Source organism: Polaribacter sp. SA4-12, from assembly GCF_002163675.1.
Classification (GTDB): Bacteria; Bacteroidota; Bacteroidia; order Flavobacteriales; family Flavobacteriaceae; genus Polaribacter.
Genome location: NZ_CP019334.1, coordinates 1,478,581 through 1,499,306, shown reverse-complemented (window position 1 = coordinate 1,499,306; position 20,726 = coordinate 1,478,581). Strand labels below are relative to the sequence as shown.

Sequence of the window (20,726 nt, the reverse complement as noted above, 5' to 3'; positions counted from 1 at the left end):
TATGAAAAAATTTGAATTAGTATTAATTGTGATCTTGTTAAGTTTTGGCTGTAAAGATATAGCCAAAACTGACAAGAAATCTAAATTGTCAAAAGAGCAAGACAGTACTTTAGTGTTAGAAAAATATCGTCCTAACTTTCATTTTACTCCCAAAAAAGCATGGATGAATGACCCTAATGGAATGTTCTATTATAATGGTTACTATCATTTATACTTTCAATACCACCCAAATAGCAATGTTTGGGGACCAATGCATTGGGGACACGCTATTAGTACAGATATGATTTCTTGGATAGAGCAGCCAATAGCCATTTATCCAGATAAATTAGGTACTATTTTTTCAGGAAGTGCAGTGGTCGATATTAGTAACAGTTCTGGTTTTGGAGAAGTTAGTAATGCAATACCTATTGTAGCTATGTATACAAATCATTTAGATAATGGAGATGGAAAAGTAACGCAAACACAAAGTATTGCTTTTAGTAATGATGAAGGAAAAACCTATACTAAATATGAGGGTAATCCAGTAATAAAAAATCCAAATATAAAAGATTTTAGAGACCCAAAAATTACTTGGGATGAAGATAGACATAAATGGATTATGTCTCTAGCAGCTGGAGATAAAATTATGTTTTACGATTCTAAAAATTTTAAAAACTGGAACTTACTTTCAGAATTTAAAAAAAATAAAAATTCTAAAGATGGAGTTTGGGAATGTCCAGATTTATTTAAACTACCAATTAAAGGTACAGAAGAATTTAAATGGGTATTATTTGTAAGTGTTGGAACTGGTGGTCCAAATGGTGGAAGTGCAACACAATATTTTATTGGAGATTTTGATGGTACAAATTTTAAAATTGATAAAGAATTTGAAAAAAGCTTAAAAGAAAATCATAATTACTGGTTAGATTTTGGTAAAGATAATTATGCGGGTGTTTCTTGGTCTAACGCAAGAACAAAAGATGGTGCTAAATTAATGATTGGCTGGATGTCTAATTGGGATTATGCAGTAAAAGTACCAACAGAAACATGGAGAAGTGCAATGACAATTCCTAGAAAAGTAGAACTTAAAAAAGATGATAATGGTTATCGATTAATTTCTAACCCAGTACAAGATTTAAATAAATATAGAGGCACCAAATTTAAAAAAGAAAATATTTCTGTAAACGGAAACACAAAAATTATTGGTTCAGAATCTATTGATTTAGCTAGTTCTGAAATAAAGTTTAATATAAACAATTTAGATGATAAAAGCTTCACTTTTATACTGTCTAACAAAGTAAATGACTCACTTTTATTTGGCTATGATCATGCTAAGAATTCTTTTTTTATTGATCGTAAAAAATCTGGACAAATAAATTTTTCAGAAAAATTTGCAGGTAAAATTTCTTATGCTGCTAGAACATCATCTAATAAAAATTTATCAGGAACAATATTAATAGATAAAACCTCTATAGAATTATTTTTTGATGAAGGAGAAACTGTTATGACAGAAATATTTTTTCCAAACCAACCCTATTCAACCTTTTCTATAGAAACTAATAATCAAGAATTAATTCTTGATAATATAGAAGTAAATAAATTAAATATTAACTAAATCAAATTTAAATTATGAAATGTAAATTACTTTTTTTACTAACAACATTTGCTCTTTTCAGCATATCCGCCAAAGCTCAAGTAAAAGGCGTTGTTACTGATAAAGATGGAGATATACCATTACCAGGAGTATCTATCAGAGTGTCTGGTACACAAACGGGAACAACAACCGATTTTGATGGAAATTATACTGTAGCCAATGCAAAAGGTGAAGACACATTGGTTTTTAGTTATTTGGGTTACAAAACCGAAACCATAAAAATAAATGGTAGAAGTGTTATAAATGTTGTATTAACAGCAGAAGCAAGTCAACTAGATGAAATAATAATAACAGGTTACTCTAAAGAGAAAAAAGTAGATGTAACTGGCGCAATATCTGTTGTAGAAATGGCTCCTATTAAAGGAGTAGGTTTAAGTACAGGTAGTGCCGTACAAAGTTTACAAGGCCAGGTAGCTGGTTTATTTATTGAGAAAAACGGAGACCCAACAGGTACAAGTAACAATATACTAATTAGAGGAGCAACTACCCTTGGTAACAACAACCCATTGTTTGTTATTGATGGTGTGCCAACACTAAGGCAAGAAGTTTTTGCAAGTTTAAACCCAAGTACAATAGAATCTGTTCAAATTCTTAAAGATGCTTCTGCATCTTCACTTTATGGAGCTCGTGCAGGAAATGGTGTGGTGGTTGTATCTACAAAAAACAGCTCAAAAGCCGGAGGTGCAGAAAAATTTAAAATTAGTATAAATTCAAACGTTTCAGTTTTATCAGAAAAAAAACAACGTTATAAAATGCTAAATGCATTGCAAAGAGGTGAAGCATTATGGCAAGCATCTGTTAATGATGGTGCAGACCCTAATGGTGGTTATGGTGAAATATATAATTTTGATTGGAATGGTGATATTAATAATCCTGTTTTAAACAGTGTTACTGTTAAACCTTTTGTTGGAGGAGATACAAGTGTACCAGTTGGAGATACTGATTGGCAAGATGAAACTTACCAAACTGGATATTTATACAATAATGAAATTTCATTTTCTGGAGGTACAGATAATTCATTTCACTTAATAAATATAGGTCATTTAAGTAATACAGGTATATTAAAAAATACCGGTTACGAAAGAATTACAGCAAAATTAAACTCTAATTTTAATTTATTTGATAATAGATTAAGAGTTGGTGTAAATTCACAAATGTCTACTTCAGATGAAACTTTAGCTTCTAGAGATGTTGGTAGTGCATATACAACCAGTTTAGCTATATCATTAGCACCAACAATTCCTGTATATGATGCAAACGGAGAATTTGCTGGTCCTTTGGGTTCTGGTTATTCAGACAGAAATAATCCTGTTTTAATGCAACAACTTAATAGTTGGGACAATACTAATAGAACCACTTTTTTTGGAAATATTTATGGAGAGTTTGATATCGCAAAAAATCTAACATATAGAACTAGCTTAGGTATAGACTATAATGTAGTGGACAGAAGAGATATTGAAAGAAAAGTTAACAATGGTTTTATAACAAGAGCTACAAATAGATTAATACAAGGTAATCAAAAGTTTACAAGTTTAGTATTTACAAACACCTTAAATTATAATGTAGAATTAGCCGAAAAGCATAAAATTGGAGTGCTTTTAGGAGCAGAATCGATTAAAGACGATCAAGATAGTTCTATTGCTCAAGCAGACGGATTTGCAGTAGAAACAGAATCTTTCTTTCAGTTAGATGCAGCTACAGGTGCAAAAACAAACTTAGGATCTTCTACTGGTAGTAGATTGTTGTCTCAATTTGCTAAGGTAAATTATGGCTTCGAAGATAAGTATTTAGCTTCTATAACTGTACGTAGAGACGGTTCATCAAGATTTGGAGCAGATAATAGATATGGTATTTTCCCTGCAGCAACTGTAGGATGGAGAATTAGTAATGAAGATTTTTGGAAAGAAAATGAAATTGTAAATTCTTTAAAATTTAGAGCGGGTTATGGTGAAGTTGGTAACCAATCTATCGGAGATTTAGCACGTTTTGGTTTATTTCAATCTAATTACGGGCAAAATCAATTACAAGCTACTGGAGACACTTTTTTCTTTAATACGTTTTACAATGTTGGTACCGCTTATGATTTAAACGGGAATAACACAGGTAATTTACCATCTGGTTTTGTATCAATTCAAGCATCAAACCCAGCTTTAAAATGGGAAACTACAAAAGAATTTAATTTTGGTGTAGACTTTTCTTTATTAAACAATAAAGTAATTGGTACTTTCGATTATTTTACTAGAGAAACTAGTGATATTTTAACAACACCACCAATTGCTTCTGTTGTAGGAGAAGGACAACAAAGAGTATTAAATGGAGCAACAACAGAAACTAACGGTTGGGAATTAGCTTTAGCATACGCTAATACTTTTGAAAACGGATTAAAATTAACAGTTTCTACTAATTTCGGAGCATTTAAAGATAAAATTACGGCATTACCAGATGAGGTTATATCTTCTTACCCTGGTACTTTAGATAATTCAATTATTGGGCATTCTCAATTTTCAATTTTCGGATATAAAACAGATGGTTTATTTCAAAGTCAAGCAGATATAGATGCAAGCCCTACTCAAGTTGGAGCTAGACCTGGAGGACTAAAATTTCAAGATTTAGATGGTAATGGTAGTATAGGTGTAGAAGATAGAGATTTTATTGGTACAACTTTACCAGATTTAGAATATGGAATTAGAGTAAACTTAGAATATAAAAACTTCGACTTTTCTGTATTCGGTTCTGGTGTGGCAGGTAGAATAGGTTTAGACCCATATATATACTGGAATAATTTTGTACAAGGAAGAGAAAATGCTGGTTTAGGTGTTTTAAACGCATGGACTCCAACCAATACGGGTTCAAATATTCCAGCGGCATCACTTGTAAATAACGATACAAGAACCTCTGATTATCTTTACAGAAAGAATTCTTATTTCAAAGTAAGAAACATGTCATTTGGATATTCTTTACCAGAAGAAATTGTAAATAAATTCGCAGGTATGTCAAGTTTAAGATTTTACGTTCAAGGAGAAAATTTATTTTGGTTTACACCTAAAGACTATATAGGATCAGATCCTGAAAGAACAAATGTAGATAACATTCCTGTTCCAACAACATTATCACTTGGTCTTAACATTAACTTTTAAAAAATATTAAAATGAAGAATATAAAATTATTATTAGCTGGAATCTTTGCTACATTTTTAATAGCAGGATGTTCTGATGATTTCTTAGAATATGAGCCAGAAGGTGTATTATCTAATGAAAACGTAGCAACAGCAGAAAATGCAGAAGCATTAGTTGTTGCAGCATATGCAGGAATAGCAAATGATGACATGGTAGGTCCACTTACTAACATGTGGGTTTATGGAAGTGTTAGATCTGATGATGCCTACAAAGGTGGTGGTGGTAGAGGTGATGTTGATATTGTAGATAGATATGAACAATACAACTTAACAATTGCAGACGATCCTTTAGATTGGATGGGACCAAGAACTTGGACTAATTATTATAAAGCAATCTCGAGAGCTAATTTTGCTTTAAAAGTAATTAATGATATACCAGATGCAGAATATTCAAACAAAGCTATAAGACAAGGAGAACTTCGTTTTTTAAGAGCGCACTCTCATTTTATGCTTAAACTATTGTTTAAAAAAATTCCATATATCACAGAAGATTTAACGCAAGATGAAATTATTAAAGTTTCTAATGATGTAGATAATGATGCTTTATGGAACACAATTGCAGATGATTTTAAATTTGCTTATGATAACTTACCTCAATCTCAAGATCAAGTTGGTAGAGCAGACAAAAACGCAGCAGCAGCATATTTAGCAAAACTACGTTTATACCAAGCTTATGAGCAAAATGATAATCATGCAGTTACAAATATAAACATGTCTAAATTACAAGAAGTTGTCGATTATGTAAGTGATGTAACTAGTTCATTAGAAGTGGATTATGGTAACAACTTTTTAGATGGTTTTGATAATGGTTCAGAATCTATTTGGGCTGCACAATTTTCTATTAATGACGGTACAACTGTTAGTAGAGTAAGTTTTGTAACTGGATTAAATTCGCCTCATGGAACTGGTTTATATGGTTGTTGTGGTTTTCATTTGGCTAGTCAAAACATGGTAAATGCATTTAAAACTAATGCTTTAGGACTTCCTATGTTAGATACTTTTAATAATAGTAATATTTTTGACGTTGTAGATGCAAATGGAGAAACTGCTTTAGCTGCAGGAATTACTTTAGACCCAAGAATAGACCATACAGTTGGTATTCCTGGGCGTCCTTTTAAATATAGAAATACGGTAAATACTTCTGGCGATATGATTTACAACTTTAGTTGGGCGAGAGATCCTGGAGTCTATGGTTATTTTGGGAATATGAAAGAACAACAAGCTCCGGATTGTGGTTGTTATGTAAAAGAAGGCCCATTTGTTGGAACATCAAAAAATGTAGATTTTATCAGATATGCAGATGTACTTTTATTTAAAGCAGAAGCTTTAATTCAAATGAATCAAGTAGATGCAGGGTTAGCCATAATTAACCAAGTTAGAAGAAGAGCAGCAGCTAGTACGCAAAGACAAATAGATGCAGGAGCAACAGATGTATATAATGTTGGAGAATATCCAATGGGTTTATCTAAATCTGAAGCTTTTAAAGCTTTAATGTTCGAAAGACGTTTAGAGTTTGGTATGGAAGGTCCAAGATTTTTTGACTTAGTAAGATGGGGTATGGCAGAACAAGTTCTAAACGCATATTTAGCAGTTGAAAAAACAAGAAAAGATTTTTTAACAAATGCTAATTTTACTGCGGGTAGAGATGAGTATTATCCAATACCTCAAAGAGAGATTGATTTTACGGGAGGTTTATATAATCAAAACCCGGGTTACTAATAAAGCTGTTTTTTTGTGAATTTAAAAATAGTTTTGAAAGAGGTTAACATTTGTTAATCTCTTTCTTTTTTTAATTAATACAGATAAAAAAAAATTAAAAGATGTCTAAAATAGTATGTTTTGGTGAAGTATTGTGGGATGTTTTTCCTACACATAAAAAAATTGGAGGAGCTCCATTAAACGTAGCCAGTAGAATAAGTTCATTCAACCATAAGGTTGCAATGGTAAGTGCAATAGGTGAAGATGAATATGGTAAAAAATTAATTGAGTATTTAAATCAAAATAAAGTCAATACAGAAAATATTCAAATTAAAAAAGAATTCCAAACAGGTAAGGTAAATGTAATGCTCAATGAAAAAGGTTCTGCGTCTTATGATATAAAATATCCAAGGGCTTGGGATAAAATAAGATTTACAGAAGGAGCAAGAAATTTAGTTCTAAATGCTGATGCCTTTGTTTTTGGAAGTCTTGTTGCAAGAGATGAAACGTCTAGAAATACATTGTATCAATTAATTGAATTTGCAAAATATAAAATCTTCGATTTAAACTTAAGACAACCATATTACACAGTAGAAGTACTATCATATTTAATGGAAAAAGCTGACTTCATTAAGTTTAATGATGATGAGTTGTATGAAGTTTGTAAAACACTGGGCTCAAAATATAATTCCTTAGAGCAGAACATAAAATTTATTGCAGAAAAAACAAATACCAAACACGTTTGTGTTACAAAAGGTCCACATGGAGCTGTTTTATTATACAATGGTAAATTATTTTATAATAGTGGTTTTCAAATAAAGGTAATAGATACAGTAGGCGCTGGCGATTCTTTCTTAGGCTCATTAACAAGTCAATTATTAAATGAAGTTGCCCCTCAAAAAGCAATAGATTTTGCTTGTGCAGTTGGTGCATTAGTAGCACAAAGTGAAGGAGCAAACCCTAAAATTACAATAGAAAATATTAATGATTTTATTAATCCATTGAATTAAATATTTTGTGAGATGTAAAAAAAAGATAAAACCAAAAGGATAAAAAAACTCAAAGTACTTTTCCATTAATACGTACTGCAGAATCAATTTTAGAGAAGTATAAGAAGCTCCAGGTTTTATTAGATAAACAAATTTTATTACAGTGCTATGCAATCAAAAAAGGAATGGCTAATTAAAGGAAATAGCAACTATTTTTGATGTCAATAAAAACCTAACCTTTCGTTTATCGCGTTTTACATTTACAACTATAAGAACGATTTCGAATGGTATTTCAATTGAAAGTATAAGCTAAATATTAGAGCATAAAAATCGTAGTACCACTCAATCTTGTGCTAAATTTTCGTATAAAATAGTAATATTAAGAAATAAACGTACTAGTGTTAAAAAAAACGGACAATCAACATATAAATTTAAAAACACTAAATAGAAAAAAAATATGTTGACTTTTCTATGTGCCTATTGACCTAGGTCATTTCATAAATTACATTATGGTGATAAATTCGTAATAGATAAATTGTTTAATCATAAATTATAAAATTATGTCACTAGTAAAATTTAAAAACAGAAAAAGACCATTTAGAGATTTAATAACAAGAGATTATTTTGATTCCGATGATTTTTCAGGAAATCGATTATGGAATAATGGTCAGTCGTTATTAGAAAATTTTTGGAATGGAAAATCAGAAGAGCCTGCTTTAAACATTAAAGAGGAAGATGATAAATTTGAAATAGAACTTGCAGCTCCTGGTTTTTCAAAGAAAGATTTTGAAGTAACCGTAGATGATGGTTATCTTAATATTTCTGCAGAAAAGTCAGACTCTAAGAAAGAAAAAGAGGATAATTTCACAAGAAAGGAATTCAGCTACAACTCATTTTCGAGATCACTACTATTACCAGAAAATATTAAGGAAGAGGAAATTACGGCTAGTTACCACGATGGAATTCTTAGTTTTGATCTTGCTAAAAAAGAAGAAACTAAAAAGGAAGAACCAAAGAAAATAGAAATAGCTTAGTACAACTAGTTTCTAATATAGCTTTTTTGTTCTTCAAACTGAATCACCCTTTAACCTAAGTAATAGTTTTATTATTTAGGTTAAAGGGTGGTTTAATAATCACCTTTTTTATACGTTACAAAGATGATACATCATTACTTCTCAATTTCTTTTCAGAATGTAGCCAAAAACTTTGAAACAAATATCAATAAAGGTATAAGCTCAAAAGAAGCATCAAAACGCCTTCTTTATTACAAACAAAATGAAATTTTAAAAAAGGAGAAGCAAAGTAAATGGAAAATTTTAGCCAATCAATTTATTGATCCAATTATCTATATTCTGGCTATTGCAACCTTACTTGCATTTCTATTTCAAAATTGGTTAGAGGGGTTTGCAATTCTTATTGTTATTGTTATTACAACAGCAATAGGTTTTTTTATGGAGTTGCAAGCAAGACAATCTCTAGAAGCACTTAGAAAAATGAGTCTAAGCCATCTACTCTCTCAAGTAATTAGAGATGGTAAGATTATAGAAGTGAAAACAACAATGTTGGTTCCTGGAGATATCATTATTCTTAAAAGAGGTGATGTTGTACCAGCAGATGCTCGTTTAATTTCCGTAGAAAACTTAATGATAAAAGAAGCTTCTTTAACAGGAGAAAGTATTCCTGTGGAAAAACAGATAAATGAGTTGACGGATATTAACACTCCCATAGTTTCTCAAATCAATATGATTTTTAAAGGTACTACTGTTTTTTCTGGAAGAGGAAAAGGCATTGTGGTAGCAACGGGAATGAATACTCAACTAGGTAAAATTCAGCAAATGGCTATGAATGCTAAAGAAGAACATACGCCTCTTGAAAAAAAATTAAATCGATTAAGTGGGCGTCTTATTTGGTTAACATTCTTTTTTACCATATTTATTGTGATTTCTGGTATTATTAGAGGAAATGATATTTTGCTAATGTTTCAAACAGGAATTGCATTAGCTGTGGCAACAATACCTGAAGGTTTACCAATTGTAGCTACTATTGCTCTTGCTCACGGAATGGTTCTACTATCAAAAAAGAAGGTGATTATCAAAAAATTAGGAGATGTAGAAACTTTGGGAGCAACCAATATTATTTGCACAGATAAAACAGGAACACTTACTGAAGATGATATGAAAGTACAAACTCTTGTGCTTGGAACGCAATTGATAGAAAACGTACATTCTAATGAATTCCATTTTTTACCAAAATTAAAGCAAAGAAAAGATTTTGATACACTAGTTCTAACGGGCATACTTTGTAATGATGTGCAATTATCGTTACAAGAAAGATATGGAGATACTATAGATTTGTCTTTATTAGATTTTGCAGAGCGAAATGGATTCGATTTGAAATCTATCAGAAATAACAACCCAGAAATTTTAAAAATACCTTTTAATACCAAAAGTAAGATGATGATAACCGCAAATTCTAATACAGATGGTTATAGTGTTTATATGAAAGGTGCTTTTGAAAATGTTGTTACGCAATGTAATATGATTTTAAAAAATGGGGAATCTAAACTTTTTGATACCAAAGAAGAATGGATTCATAAAGTCAATAACTTGGCTTCTAAAGGTTTTAGAACATTAGCTTTTGCATATAAAAAAACAACATCAAAACCAGAAAAGAAAGACCTGTTAGAACATTTTACTTTTATAGGTGTTGTTGGTTTTATTGATCCTGCAAGAAAAGATGTAAAGCCAATAATAGAAAGTTATAAAAAAGCTGGAATAAAGGTGATAATGGTAACTGGAGATCATCCAGGAACTGCAAAAAAAATAGCTACAGATATAGGGTTATTAACCGAAAATAGTTCTGAAGGGAACGTTTTCTTAGGGAATTCCTTTCAAGATATTGATACGCTTACTAAAAATGAAAAAGAACAATTTCTAAATGCTTCTGTTTTTGCAAGAGTTACTCCAGAGCAAAAAATAGCCATTATAACATTCTTTCAGAAAAATAACAATATTGTAGGGATGATAGGAGACGGTATTAACGATATTCCTGCATTAAAGAAAGCAAATGTAGGTATTGCTATGGGAATTAGAGGTACTGATGCTGCAAGAGAAGCAGCAGATATTATCCTTTTAGATGATAGATTTATTGCAACTGAATTGGCTATAAAACAAGGAAGAGTAATTTTTCAAAATATTCGTCAGTTTGTTGTGTATCTTTTATCGAGTAATTTTGCCGAAATACTTTCTGTAGGTGTTGCTGCAATCTTAAACTTACCATCTCCTTTGTTGCCTTTACAAATTCTATTTTTAAATGTTATAACGGATATATTTCCAGCATTAGCTTTAGGATTAGGTAAAGGAGAGGAAGATATAATGCAATTACCTCCAAAAAATGCTCGAGAGCCAATAATGACAAAGCAACATTGGCGAACAACAATAATTTATGGAATAAGTATAAGTTTAGCAGTTTTGGGTATTACCGTATATTCTTATTTTGTATTACATCTTTCTGCAAATCAAATAAATAATATGGGGTTTTATACACTTATTTCTTCTCAGCTACTCAATGTTTTTAATATGCCTGCACGTCATTTATCATTTTTTAAAAATGAAGTTACTACCAATATCTGGATTTGGGTAGCTATTATTTTATGTATATTTTTAACATATTTAGCTTATATCATACCTGTTATATCTAAAGCACTTTCGTTAATGTCTTTATCTTCAGGTCAATTTTTAACAATCCTAATATTTTCTATGAGCTCACTAGTTTTAGCTCAAATAATTAAACGTTTTGGCGGTACACTGTAAGTTTAAAACTATCCGTTTTTCAAATTAATTCTGGGCAATTTTTCTATATTTTTCATCTCTTTTATTTCCCAACAATTGAAGTACAACTTGTTTTTGTCTTTTGATGATTTCTCGTTGTTCTGAAATACTATTTTGTTCCATCACTAAACGAGCAGTGAGATAGCACACAGTAGATTCTGCACCTTGATTGAGATTAACGTGCGTTTTTTCTAAACCATCATAGCATCCACCAGTAATTGGATTGTACATAATTTGACTCAATTGGTTTTTACCTAAGAACCAGCTAAAAGCTATTTCCATTTTAGATCTATAATCATCTCTTTGAAACGTTTTGTAAAAAATATTCAATGTTTGTATTGTATAAGAAACATCAATAGGTTGTTCACCAAACTGATTAGGTTCTATTTCTTTTTGATACCAGCCATTGTTTGAAATAGCCTTAAAATTTCCGTTAATAAATATTTTGGATAATAAAAAATCAAAGGACTCTATAGCTACATTTTTATATTTCTTTTTTCCTGTTAAAAGATAGGTGTACAACATTGCTTCAGGAAGGATACTATTCGCATAAGTCATATAATTTTCAAACCACTTCCAATCCTTTATGGCGTTTATATCGTAATTGGTTATTAAGTTCTTCGCTAGTTTTTCAATAATAGATATTACATATTTGTCCTTAGTTCCTACATAATAAAAATACAGGCCTTTTATAGCAAAACCAATAGCTCTTGGAGATAGTAAGTTAGGAACCCATTGAGAGCATTTGAGTAAGCAAATTGTTGCTTTATTGATAATTGATTTAGGAAGATCCTCTTTTAAAGAAATAACATATCCCAGTGCCCAAACTGCTCGTGCATTTGAATCTTCTAGATTTACATAAGAATTCTGAATATGTTCGTGATTGTTTTCATCTATATAATTAGTGAAATTACCTGATTCTTGTTGGCAGCGTTCTATAAAATTTAAATAAACATTCAAATAAAGCAAATCTTCCTTATTCTTATAAAGTTGATAATTCATACTCATAGCAATTAGAGCACGAGCATTATCATCAAGTGTATATCCAGAAGTAATATCTGGTTTATTTATTTTGCTAAACTGAATGATACCTAGTGTTGTAGTTAACCTCTTAATATGATCTAAGTTTATATATGGATACTTAAATTGAACTTCTTCTAGTTTATCGATATGTTTTTTATATGAATTTAAGTGTTTTACGGCAATGTTTTCCCAAGAAGACTCTCTTGTTTTCTGAAAAGCATTTATAGCCATAGAGTTTCTTAAATCATCATTAGAGAGTATTTTTTCTACAGCTTCAGCGAGTTGTTTCGAATTTTCGATATCTATTAAGATACCAGAATCTGAAGTTAGTACTTCTCTTGTATGAGGAATGGAAGTTGCTACCATAGGACAAGCACAACTCATTGCATACGTAAAAGTGCCACTAACAGCTTGATTTGGGTCTTTTGAAGTAAAAAGATAAATATCTGTAGCTTTTAAGTATTCAAGTAGTTCGTTAATTTCTAAATAACGATCTATAAAGAGAACATGGTTATCTAATTTATTAGATACGACCAAACATTTAAGATAATCTCTATAATTATCAATGTTATTCTCAATAGTATTTGGATGCGTTTTACCTATAATTAAATAGAGAAGGTTAGGAGTATGTTTAATTATTTCAGGCAATGCATTTATCGCAGTTTCAATACATTTTCCAGGTCCTAAAAGACCAAAAGTTGATAATAATGTACGGTTTTCTAAATTAAATTTCTTTTTTATATCTCTAGGTTCTGCATAGTTTACAATATGAGTTCCATGTGGAATATAAGTTATCATATTTTCTTGAATCAAATAATCTTCAATCAAAATATTTTGAGATTTTTTGGTCATTACAAAAATAGAATCTACATATGAAGAAAGCACTTGCACAAAAGATTTTATATCTAAGTCAGGATTTGGAATAACACTATGAAAGGTAAGAACAACAGGTTTTTTAATGGTTTCTAAAAAATAGAGAAGGTAACTTCCATATTTTCCTCCAAACAAACCAAATTCATGTTGAATATGAACTAATTTAATTAAAGGGTCCTTGTTAATTTCTTCCGCAACTTTACTATATTCACTCTTCTCTTTTGGATTCAAATTAAAATGTCCATTATTAGATTTTGGATTGCTGGTTAAATCACATAATAAAGGTTCTATACTATCATTAAAACCCTTTGAAATAGCAGTAACAAGATCTGTAGTAAAAGTAGCAATACCACATTCAGTAGGAGGAATTGTAGATAGGAATACTATCTTAGATTTTGTTTTTTCTTTCATCTTTATTTTTTTTAAGTTCATTTAAAAGAGTATTAATATTTACAGAAGCTACTGCCACACTGCTATCTGCAGCACCATAATAGATATATAGTTCTTCATCAAAAACAGCTGTTCCTGTTGGAAAAACAACATCATCTACATATCCTTCTTTTTCGTAAGATTCGGTTGGCGAAAACAATGGTTCTTTTAATCTAGCAATTATTTTTTTTGGATTTTTAAGATCTAAAAGAGCTGCACAAGCATGATAAGTATATTCTTTATGAGTCAATTGTGCGGAGTGATAAATAAGTAACCAACCATCTTTTGTTTCAATTGGTGGGCATCCTGCACCGATATGCCCATTTTCAAATTTGTATTTTGGAATAAGTACAATATGTTTTTGAAGATTTGATATATAATCTTTCCAAAATTCATGAGTAAGTTCTGATGGAGAATTGAAATACAAAATTTGAATTGAAGGATATAATCGGTGTAAGACTGCAAATTTTCCTTTTATTTTTTTTGGAAAAAACACAATGTTTTTGTCCCATACATATATTTTACTCTTCATTAGTTTTGCCAATCTATATCTATTAAATAGATTGTAAAACATTAAGTGCATAAGACTAATTTTCTTAAAATTTTTCTTAATCAACTCAGAATATTCTTCAAAAGTAAACTTAGGTGTAATGATTTTTACGCGTTCAAATTTTTTCAAGTCTTTTGATGTTGCATACGCACCAAATACATTAATACCATCATAAGCAGCATAAGACAAATAATAAGTATCTTCAATTTTAGTGATTCGAGGATCTTCAACTCCCTGGAATTCTTCTGGAGTTTCAGGATAAAATATTGGCTCTTTAGCTCGTTCAATAATTTTTAAAGGACCCTCTAATTTACAATATCCAATCGTAGAAAAATTACCTTCTCTAACAGCGCGATAAAACATATGAACCGTTTTTCCTTCTTGCATAATAGCAGGATTAAAAACTCCCAAATTCTCAAAACTATTTATTGTTTTTTCTATAATAACACCGTGTTTGGTAACCAATTCCATTTTTCACTTTTTGTTAAATTTAAATTATGCAGTAAGGAACCACAATGACTTGTGTCATTCTGTAATTTCATAAACTGTACTAAATTTATATTTCTTAGTAATGGAGCTGATAAAATAAAATGATTAAAAAAGATAAACAAACAGCGTAATGCTTTTCTAAACATTAAAGGTTTTATCGCTTAGAATATTTAAAAAAAAAGATCATGAAAAAAATAAGCATCAAAGAACAGTTAGAAGACAAGGGAATAAGTAATGAATTACTTTTAGAGGCTTTTCAAGACATACCTGAAGCATTTTTTTTATCAGAAATACTTCATCCTTATTTTTATGAAGATATAAGAATTGAAAAATCATTAGAAAAAACAGAACCAAGAGTTATTGTAGTTGCCCGAATGTTAGAGCAATTAAAGATAAAAAAGCAAGATAAAATTCTAATAACAGGTGTAGACTCTATTTATATTTTAGTGGTGCTTTCAAAAATTTATAAAGAAGTTTATACTATTGAAACGAATGAAACGTATGCAAATTGGACGTTGGAAGTCTTAAAATCGATAGATATTGACAATGTATTTATAAAAACAGGAAATCCAGAAATTGGATGGGAAGAAAAAGGGCCATTCGATGCCATTTTAATTGCTACAGAATTTAAAGAAATAACAAAAACCATAAAAGAGCAACTAAAATTAGGGGCTAAATTATTAGCTCCTGTAGGTCCAGATTGGTCTCATGTAATTCTAGAAATTATAATAAGAATATCTGAAAACGAATATGCTAAAAAAGCAGTAAAGGATAGTTATTTTATACCAAACCCCAAAATACTACCTAAAATAGGAACTGAAACATATTCAGAAAAAGAATGTGTCGATGAAATAGGAATTAATTCTCTTCCCTTTAAAACCATTAAAAAATTTCCTATCGATGGATTGTTGGAAAGAATTGGTGATGCTAAAGTAGTTTTATTGGGAGAAGCTTCTCATGGAACCTCGGAGTTTTATTTAACGAGACAAGAAATTACAAAAGCACTTATAGAAAAAAAAGGATTTAATTTTGTTTGTGCTGAAGCAGATTGGTCTGATGCTGAACAAATTAATAATTACACAAGAAATCAATACAAATCACAAGACTGGATGCCTTTTGCACGTTTTCCACAATGGATGTGGAAAAATAAAGAAGTACTTAATTTTGTTGAGTGGCTAAAAAAACACAATTCCAAGCATAATAATACCATAGGTTTTTATGGTTTAGATTTATATGGATTAGAAAACTCAATAGATTTAGTTATTAAATATCTTACAGATATTGATACAGAGTTAGCAGAATTAGCAAAATCAAAATATGCGTGTATTACACCTTATATGTCAAACCCTGCAGTTTATGGTAGGTTGGTAGCTAATAATAAAATAGCAGGTTGTGAGAAAGAAATTCTTGATATGTTATTTGACTTGTTAAAAAACAAAAACAAATTGAATCATTCTCAAGAGTATTTTTATGCTTATCAAAATGCAACGGTTGTAATTGATGCAGAACGTTATTATAGAGCAATGTATTATGGTAGTGCAGAGTCTTGGAATTTACGAGATTTTCATATGTTTTATACCTTAAAATCATTGTTGTCTTATTTTGGTAAAGATTCTAAAGCCGTTGTTTGGGCACATAATTCTCATATTGGTAATGCCTTAGCAACTGAAATGTACGCTAGAGGTGAAATAAATATTGGACATTTGTGTAAAGAACATTTTGGAACTAAGTCTTATCATATTGGTTTTGGTACTCATACCGGTACTGTTGCAGCAGCCAGAAATTGGGGAGAATCTATGGAGAAAATTAATGTGAATGAGTCTATAGAGAATAGTTATGAAAATCTTTGTCACAAAACTAATGTACCTAATTTTACACTGCCCTTGCGAGAAGAAAATTCAGAAAAAAAATTGAGAGATTTATTAAGTACTCCAAAATTTCAACGTGCTATTGGAGTCGTTTATAAACCAGAAACAGAATTGATGAGTCATTATTTTAAAGCAGTATTACCATCTCAGTTTGATGAATATATTTGGTTTAATAAAACAAAAGCGATTACACCATTAAAAACTAAAACAGCACCAACAAAGCTTACAGACATTCACCCATTTGGATTATTTGATAAATAGATAAACAATTAATTTACAGTTTCCTTATTTAATAAGATTTTAACCTCTGCATCATCAACTTGGTCAAAATTCTGATAAAACTGACCAACAGCTCTAAAATTAACAGGAGTGTTAAGGCAAATAACATCATCTATAAAAGGTGTGTTTCGTAGCTTTTGTATTGCACTTTGAGAAGCCACAGGAATTGCCACTAAAATTTTTTCTGGTTTTTCTTTATGAAGCATCTCTATGGTAGATAAAATGGTATTACCTGTTGCAATTCCATCATCAACAATAATTAATATTTTGTCTTTTAATTTAAGAGGAGTTCTGTTGCTATAATATTCTTGATACCTTTTAGTAAGCAGTGTTCTAATTCTTTTAATTTCTTCTTCTATATAATTCTTCCCAACTTCTGTTGCGGCATCACTTAAAACCTTACTCTTTAATGTTACGGCACCAATTGCATATTCTTTATGAAGTGGATGCCCAATTTTTTTAGAGAGCACAACTTCTAAAGGTAAATGCAACTTTTTGGCAATAATGTAGCCTAAAGGAACTCCTCCTCTTGGTATCGCAAGAATTATAGCATTTTGGCCTCTATAAGCCTCTAATTTGCTAGCCAATAGATTACCTGCTTCAATTCTATCTTTAAATATCATTTTTAATTATTTTAAGTATTTATCAAACCAATTACAAGTTAATTTAGCTACATCTTCTAACTTTCCTGGTTCTGGAAATAAATGTGTTGCACCTGCAATAGTTTCAATTTTTTTGATTCCTTTTAATTGGCTAAAAGCATTTTTATTTAATTCTATGACAACATTATCATTGCCACCAACAATTAAAAGTGTTGGTGTCTTTATTTTATTTAAAATAGATTGTGCTAAATCTGGTCTTCCTCCTCTAGATACGATTGCTTTTATTTTATTACCTAATAATGTTGCTGCAATAAGAGCCGAAGCAGCACCTGTACTTGCACCAAAAAAGCCAATAGGTAGATTCTGTATTTCTTTTTGTTTGTCAACCCATTTAGTTACTATAACTAATCTCTGAGCAAGTAAATCTAAGTTAAACCTGTTTTCATATATTGAATCTTCCTTTTCAGTTAATAGATCGAACAATATTGATGAATAACCTTCTTGTAGAAGCAAGTCTGCAACATAATTATTTCGTCGACTTAATCGACTACTACCACTTCCGTGAGAAAAAATGATAAGCCCTTTTTTACGTTCCGCAATTCGTAAACGCCCTTTTAGTATAATCTCTTTTGTAGGTATATTTATTGCTTGGTAGTTTATAGTTTCAAATGTAGTTTGCATATTTTATTTATTTGAAATGTTATCGTTATAAACAAAAATAGATATAGATACTATTTATCAAAATGACCTAAGTCACTATTTTTATATAAACTAGATTTAATAAATTAGGTTATTTTAAGTAAATCTATTCCCTTTCAAATTCGAGAGAAAGTATGTTACCATTTCTTAAAATAGTTATTGGAATTAAATCTCTTTTACCATACTCTTCTAACTTTTTCTTTATTTTACTTCGGAAATCAAATGTATTAAAACCGATTCCTGCAAAATCTAATATAATATCCCCTCCAATTACGATGTCTGTACCGTCAATAGTGGCATCAATAGTACCAGAACGAAGACCTATTTTATTAGCGACACCTTTAGAGGATAAGTTAAGAATTAATAAACCTGATTCTTTTGGAACATTAAGTGCTTTGGCTATATTTCCACTAACGATTACAAATTTCATACCTGTCCAAATAGTAGGTTTTTCCATCATTAGCTTTTTAGCTGTATTTGATGATATTGCGAAACCAATTCCACTAAATCCACCTGATAAAGTGTACATACTATTAGTTATGCCAACGACTTCTCCTTTCATATTAAACATTGGTCCTCCTGAACTACCATGATTTATAGCTGCATCAGTTTGAAGAAATTCGATGTTATTAAAATCATCACTTAAACCCTTATGAATATGTCTTCCACTTAATATTCCTTTTGTTATGGATTGTTTAAGACCATATGGTGCACCAAGAATAAAAATATCATCGCCTATTCTAAGCTTATCAGAATTTCCAATTTTAGCTACTTTTGCACCTTTTAAAATAAAATCGCCCTTAATTTTTATCAAAGCGATATCAGCTAAAGGATTATTGGATATTACTTCTGCATCATAAACAGCTCCATTTAAAAACTCAACTTTAACCAATTCTGCAGCTTGTACAATATGAGAAGCTGTCCAAATAACTCCTTTTTCGGAAATTAAAACACCAGATCCTTGTAAAGATTTAGCTACTAATGTTAGGTTGTTTTTTGTGGCTTTGGGAGCAACACTTAAAACATTTATGACAACGACAGAAGATTTGACATTTTCATAGCAGTCTGCTAATTTTTGTGCAGTGCCAATAAATGTTATAAAAAAATAAAAAACAAAGAGTATTTCTTTCATGATATGTAGTTATTCTTAATATAAGTAGTTTAAAACAGAAACGGGAAGCCAAGGCTTCCCGTTTCTTATGATGAGATTAATTTCATTTAAACCATTAATTCAATGTGTTTAAACATTCTATTACTAGAATCTAAAACAAATGAATCTTTGACGAAAATTATGTCAATCCCTTCACAACGATCTTACTTAGCTTACAGTAAATAAAGATCAGTACTTTAATTGTTTTTTTTAAGAAAACCCGAACACCAGAATGTTCAGGTTTTCTAAAAGGTATTGTATCGCTTTTTTGCCTGTTACATTATTTATCTATAATCTTATTACTAAGTTATTACAAAATAAGTAAGGTTAAAAAGAGTTTAGATACCTATAAGATTTTGCTATATTACTACATCAAAATCTATATTTATCTTTTTCAAAGAACGCTTTTGTTACTAATTATACAGCTAAGATACATTGGTATTTCAGGTTCTAAAATGACCTATGTCAATTGAGTGTTTTTTATTTAAATATTTAATTAAAACAGAAACGAGAAGCCAAGGCTTCCCGTTTCTTATGATGAGATTAATTTCATTTCAACCATTAATTCAATATGTTTAAACATTCTATTGCTAGAATCTAAAACAAATGAATCTTTGATAAAAATTTATATCAATCCCTTCACAACGATCCTACTCACTTTACAGTAAATAGAGATCTGTACTTTAATTATATTTTAAAAGAAAACCAGAACACCAGAATGTTCTGGCTTTCTAAAAGGTATTGTATCACCTTTTTGCCGATTACATCATTTATGCATACACTTATTTCTAAGTTAACACAAAAACAAGTAAGGTTAAAAAGAGTTTAGATACCCTTAAGATTTTGCTATATTGCTACATCAAAATCTATATTTATATTTTTTTCAAAGAACGCTTTTGTTACTAATTATACAGCTAAGATACAATGGTATTTCAGGTTCTAAAATGACCTATGTCAATTGAGTGTTTTTTATTTAAATATTTAATTAAAACAGAAACGAGAAGCCAAGGCTTCCCGTTTCTTATGATGAGATTAATTTCATTTCAACCATTAATTCAATATGTTTAAACATTCTATTGCTAGAATCTAAAACAAATGAATCTTTGATAAAAATTTATATCAATCCCTTCACAACGATCCTACTCACTTTACAGTAAATAGAGATCTGTACTTTAATTATATTTTAAAAGAAAACCAGAACACCAGAATGTTCTGGCTTTCTAAAAGGTATTGTATCTCTTTTTTGCCAATTACATCATTTATGCATACACTTATTTCTAAGTTAACACAAAAACAAGTATGGTTAAAAAGAGTTTAGACACCCTTAAGATTTTTCTATATTGCTACATCAAAATCTATATTTATATTTTTTCAAAGAACGCTTTTGTTACTAATTATACAGCTAAGATACAATGGTATTTCAGGTTCTAAAATGACCT

12 protein-coding genes are annotated in these 20,726 nt (G+C 30.2%); 7 read left to right on the top strand and 5 right to left on the bottom strand.

The genetic code is table 11. The features are described 5' to 3' along the window. Nucleotide 1: 1 nt before the first annotated feature. The 6 genes from BTO07_RS06410 (at nt 2) to BTO07_RS06385 (ending at nt 11,307) form a co-directional block, all read left to right on the top strand. The gene (locus tag BTO07_RS06410) at nt 2-1,594 is read left to right on the top strand and encodes a glycoside hydrolase family 32 protein (protein WP_087520443.1); all 1,593 of its coding nucleotides are present in this window, start codon (nt 2-4) and stop codon (nt 1,592-1,594) included. Nucleotides 1,595-1,608: 14 nt separating this feature from the next. After that, nucleotides 1,609-4,770, top strand: a complete 3,162-nt coding sequence (locus BTO07_RS06405; RefSeq protein ID WP_087520442.1) for a SusC/RagA family TonB-linked outer membrane protein — start codon at nt 1,609-1,611, stop codon at nt 4,768-4,770. Nucleotides 4,771-4,781: 11 nt separating this feature from the next. After that, complete coding sequence (locus tag BTO07_RS06400) at nt 4,782-6,527, top strand: RagB/SusD family nutrient uptake outer membrane protein (protein WP_087520441.1); 1,746 nt, start codon at nt 4,782-4,784, stop codon at nt 6,525-6,527. Between the two features lie 101 nt (nt 6,528-6,628). Next, nucleotides 6,629-7,516 (top strand): carbohydrate kinase family protein, encoded by an 888-nt coding sequence (locus BTO07_RS06395; RefSeq protein ID WP_087520440.1) that lies wholly within the window; start codon nt 6,629-6,631, stop codon nt 7,514-7,516. A gap of 539 nt (nt 7,517-8,055) precedes the next feature. After that, the gene (locus tag BTO07_RS06390; protein WP_087520439.1) at nt 8,056-8,529 is read left to right on the top strand and encodes an Hsp20/alpha crystallin family protein; all 474 of its coding nucleotides are present in this window, start codon (nt 8,056-8,058) and stop codon (nt 8,527-8,529) included. Nucleotides 8,530-8,652: 123 nt separating this feature from the next. Next, on the top strand, nt 8,653-11,307 hold the full coding sequence (locus BTO07_RS06385) for a cation-translocating P-type ATPase (protein ID WP_087520438.1): 2,655 nt from the start codon (nt 8,653-8,655) through the stop codon (nt 11,305-11,307). 24 nt (nt 11,308-11,331) lie between these two features. On the opposite strand, the gene BTO07_RS06380 is transcribed toward BTO07_RS06385, so the two are convergent. Together BTO07_RS06380 and BTO07_RS06375 are read right to left on the bottom strand one after the other, a co-directional pair. After that, nucleotides 11,332-13,632 carry a glycosyltransferase gene (locus tag BTO07_RS06380; protein WP_087522571.1) on the bottom strand — a complete coding sequence of 767 codons (2,301 nt, stop codon included), beginning with the start codon at nt 13,630-13,632 and terminating at the stop codon, nt 11,332-11,334. Continuing rightward, nucleotides 13,610-14,671, bottom strand: a complete 1,062-nt coding sequence (locus BTO07_RS06375) for a pesticidal protein Cry7Aa (RefSeq protein ID WP_087520437.1) — start codon at nt 14,669-14,671, stop codon at nt 13,610-13,612. The genes BTO07_RS06380 and BTO07_RS06375 overlap by 23 nt, the downstream gene beginning before the upstream one ends. A gap of 203 nt (nt 14,672-14,874) precedes the next feature. Here BTO07_RS06375 and BTO07_RS06370 point away from each other — a divergent pair, with 203 nt between their 5' ends. Further along, nucleotides 14,875-16,818, top strand: a complete 1,944-nt coding sequence (locus BTO07_RS06370; RefSeq protein WP_087520436.1) for an erythromycin esterase family protein — start codon at nt 14,875-14,877, stop codon at nt 16,816-16,818. An 8-nt stretch (nt 16,819-16,826) separates the two neighbouring features. Here the strand turns inward: BTO07_RS06370 and BTO07_RS06365 are convergent, their stop codons facing one another. The 3 genes from BTO07_RS06365 to BTO07_RS06355 all read right to left on the bottom strand — a co-directional run bounded on the left by BTO07_RS06365 (nt 16,827) and on the right by BTO07_RS06355 (nt 19,269). Next, nucleotides 16,827-17,459, bottom strand: a complete 633-nt coding sequence (locus BTO07_RS06365; protein WP_087520435.1) for a phosphoribosyltransferase — start codon at nt 17,457-17,459, stop codon at nt 16,827-16,829. A gap of 6 nt (nt 17,460-17,465) precedes the next feature. Continuing rightward, nucleotides 17,466-18,119: a dienelactone hydrolase family protein gene (locus BTO07_RS06360; RefSeq protein ID WP_087520434.1), complete on the bottom strand. Its 654-nt coding sequence runs from the start codon at nt 18,117-18,119 to the stop codon at nt 17,466-17,468. Between the two features lie 124 nt (nt 18,120-18,243). Next, on the bottom strand, nt 18,244-19,269 hold the full coding sequence (locus tag BTO07_RS06355) for a S1C family serine protease (protein WP_087520433.1): 1,026 nt from the start codon (nt 19,267-19,269) through the stop codon (nt 18,244-18,246). Between the last annotated feature and the right edge of the window lie 1,457 nt (nt 19,270-20,726).